2 protein-coding genes are annotated in these 3009 nt (G+C 66.5%); one reads left to right on the top strand and one right to left on the bottom strand.

Annotated elements, in window-relative coordinates; translation table 11 throughout:
* Positions 1-97 precede the first annotated feature (97 nt).
* A complete protein-coding gene (locus ABTY15_RS39495) occupies positions 98-1705 on the bottom strand; it encodes a pentapeptide repeat-containing protein (protein WP_350607563.1) in 1608 nt (535 codons plus the stop codon).
* Between the two features lie 560 nt (positions 1706-2265).
* On the opposite strand from ABTY15_RS39495, the gene ABTY15_RS39490 reads away from it, so the two are divergent.
* Positions 2266-2496, top strand: a complete 231-nt coding sequence (locus tag ABTY15_RS39490; protein WP_350607559.1) for a hypothetical protein — start codon at positions 2266-2268, stop codon at positions 2494-2496.
* Positions 2497-3009 lie beyond the last annotated feature (513 nt).

Here is a 3009-nt window from a genome sequence, read left to right as displayed (position 1 = left end):
GGCGCGGTCGGGCTTGCCGCCGGGCAGGGTGGGCATCGCGGCGACCGCGGTCCAGGTGGCGGGGACGAGCCCGCCGGGCAGCCGCTGGGCTCACCCTTCAAGGTGTCGACTCGGGTATCGGGTCGGGCAGAAGTAGTCCTGCGGGTGGGGCCGTCAAAACGCCGTCGTCGAAAAGTGGGGGCCGCCACCAGGCTGCCACGTATCGCATGTCGACGACACCGCCATCGAACCGAGCATCGAGGAAGCTCACCCTGCCGCCGGCGAACGTCGCGCTGTTGAAGTTCACCGTGCTGTTCCTGGCGAACGTGGCATCGGCGAAGTACACGGTGCTGCCGGAGAACGTGGCACCAGCGAAGTACACGGTGCCGCTGGCGAACGTGGCGCCGAAGTTCACCCTGCCGCTGGCGAACGTGGCATCGAGGAAGCTCACCCTGCCGCTGGCGAACGTGGCATCGGCGAAGTTCACCGTGCTGCCGGAGAACGTGGCACCAGCGAAGTACACGGTGCCGCCGGAGAACGTGGCACCAGCGAAGTACACGGTGCCGCTGGCGAACGTGGCATCGAGGAAGCTCACCTCGCCGCTGGCGAACGTGGCATCGGCGAAGTTCACCCTGCTGCCGGAGAACTTGGCACCAGCGAAGTTCACCGTGCTGCCGGAGAACATGCCACCGGCGAAGTTGACCGTGCCGCTGGCGAACGTGGCGCCGGCGAGGTTCACCGTGCCGCTGGCGAACGTGGCATCGGCGAAGTTGACCGTGCCGCTGGCGAACGTGGCATCGGCGAAGTTCACGGTGCTGCCGGAGAACGTGGCACCAGCGAAGTTCACGGTGCTGCCGGAGAACATGCCACCGGCGAAGTTGACCGTGCCGCCGGCGAACGTGGTGCCGGCGAGGTTCACCGTGCCGCCGGCGAACGTGGTGCCGGCGAGGTTCACCGTGCCGCTGGCGAACGTGGCATCGGCGAAGTTGACCGTGCCGCTGGCGAACGTGGCATCGGCGAAGTTGACCGTGCCGCCGGAGAACTTGGCACCGGAGAGGTCGCCGCCGTCGAAGACGGCGCCGGTGAAGTCGAGGTCGTATCCGCTCCACGATGCCCCGGATGGCGTGTTGGGCCGGAGGTGGTCGCGGATTGTTCGGATGACGGTGTGGCGGACTTCGCGGTTGGCCTGCCAGCCCAGGTGTTTGTCGGCTGGTGCATCGTCCAAGGGCTGTGGTGGGTAGGGCATGCGGAGGTAAGCACAGAGGACGTCGATGCAGGTCTGTCGGCGGTCGGTCCAGTCATCAGCGAGTCCAGCTATGGCGTGGACGCCGCCGAGGCGGCAGGCCGATTCGCCGTGACCGAGGAGTTCAGCGGCGGTGTTGAAGCGCTCATTGAAGAGACGGGTGCGTTCATGCTCCAGGGTCCGCTTCGCGCGGGTGCGTTCATGCTCCAGGGTCCGCTTCGCCTGGGTACGTTCCTGGGCCAGGGTTTGCTTCGCGTGGGCGCGTTCCTGCGTCAGGGTCTCCCGCGCGCTTTGGCGTTGGGAGCGTGCTGAGTGCCTGGCGGCTGAGTAGGCTCCCACGCCGACGAACAGGCCGCCGAGACCGGCAAAGATTGCGGCCCACGGCGGGTTGCCCGAGTCGGCACTCGGACTGGGAGCCTGCGAGACTGCGGGGCTGGGCGATGCGAGGCTGACGAGGTCGAGGAGACTGGCCAGGATCGTCATGCCGACACCGTAGGCGGGTGTTCCAACCCCGACCGGGTGGCGTGCCGGAGCGTGCATCTGCCTGGCCCCCGGATTGGTGCATGCCGCTCGCACTCACCGCGGCAGGCCCGATCCGTGGTGGGAGGACCGGGTGCTGCAGCCAGGCTCTATCTGGCGAGGGGCCGCTGGGTGTGACCTGTTGGTGTTGATGGGCTTTTCTGGCCTGTTTACGTATGTTGTCTGGACCTATTCCCCGTGGGCGTGGATGTGCTACTGGGCGGTGACTTGGGCCAGGGTTGGTTACTTTGCGTGGTGGCTGAGGGTGTCGGCCCGCCCTCCGGGGTCGCTTCCTGCCTGTTCCCACAATAGGGATATGGTGGGGCTCTTTTATGAGGCTTCCTGCACCTAGATGATCTTTGCGCTTTGTCCTCTCGGGGTGCCGGTTGATGGTTCGTGCACTCCGGCTCTAGAGTGTCCGTTCGAGGCCGCGGCATCCTGTTGCGGTCTTGAGCTTTGAATGGAATTGAATATGCAATACTTGCGCATTGGGAATTGGAATCGAAGAGAAAGAAGGAGTTACTATGAATTATTGGAATAAGGGGCGCGATTGGGCTACTTTCGTGCGGCTGTGGGTCCTTGTGGTGGGTCTGCCTTGGCTGTACACCGTGTTCGTCGGGCCGGTGCTGGATCCGCAGGGCTTGGCTGTCCTGACGCTGTGTGGGTTGATCTTCCTGTTGGGTGGCGGGGCGGCGCTGATGGTGTGGATCCCTGTTGTGGTGGCGGTTTGGGGACCCAAGGAGATGAAGAAGTAGTTCTGCTGGGGGCCTCCGCGAGCGGAGGTCTCACCTTGTATCGGACTGGGTCCGGGGCTGTTGCCCTGGGCCTGCTTTGGTTCTGTCGCGTGCTGTTGTCGTGTGGGGTGCTGTCGCGCCGTGTGACGTGGGCGGATATCCCTGATTCCCTGTGTGTGGTGGGGGCGTGACAGGTGGGTGCGACAGGGTGCCGGGGTGGGGCCGCGGGCGACGTCGGGTGGTGGCCGCAGCCGGGTGTCGACGACCGCCAGGTGTGGGCTGTCCTGGTCGCCGTCCGGGGCCGCCGTCCTGGGGGCTGCTGTCCGGGGCGGCGGGGTACGGCCGGGACGGGCGGCCGTTGTCGGGGCCGGCTTTCTCCTGGTGGTGGTGTTCGGTGGCCGGGTGGTCGGTGGCCTGGTGGCGGTGGGGGGTGCAACGCGGGGTGCGACGCGGTGTTGCGGTGGGGGCGCCACGGGGCTGTGTTGCGGGCCTGACCTGGTGTTATGTGGCCGGGAGTGGGGGTGGGTGGGCGTG

The organism is Kitasatospora sp. NPDC097643 (assembly GCF_040302625.1).
Classification (GTDB): Bacteria; Actinomycetota; Actinomycetes; order Streptomycetales; family Streptomycetaceae; genus Kitasatospora.
The sequence above is the reverse complement of the archived record's forward strand: the minus strand, read 5'-3'. Positions and strand labels throughout refer to the sequence as shown.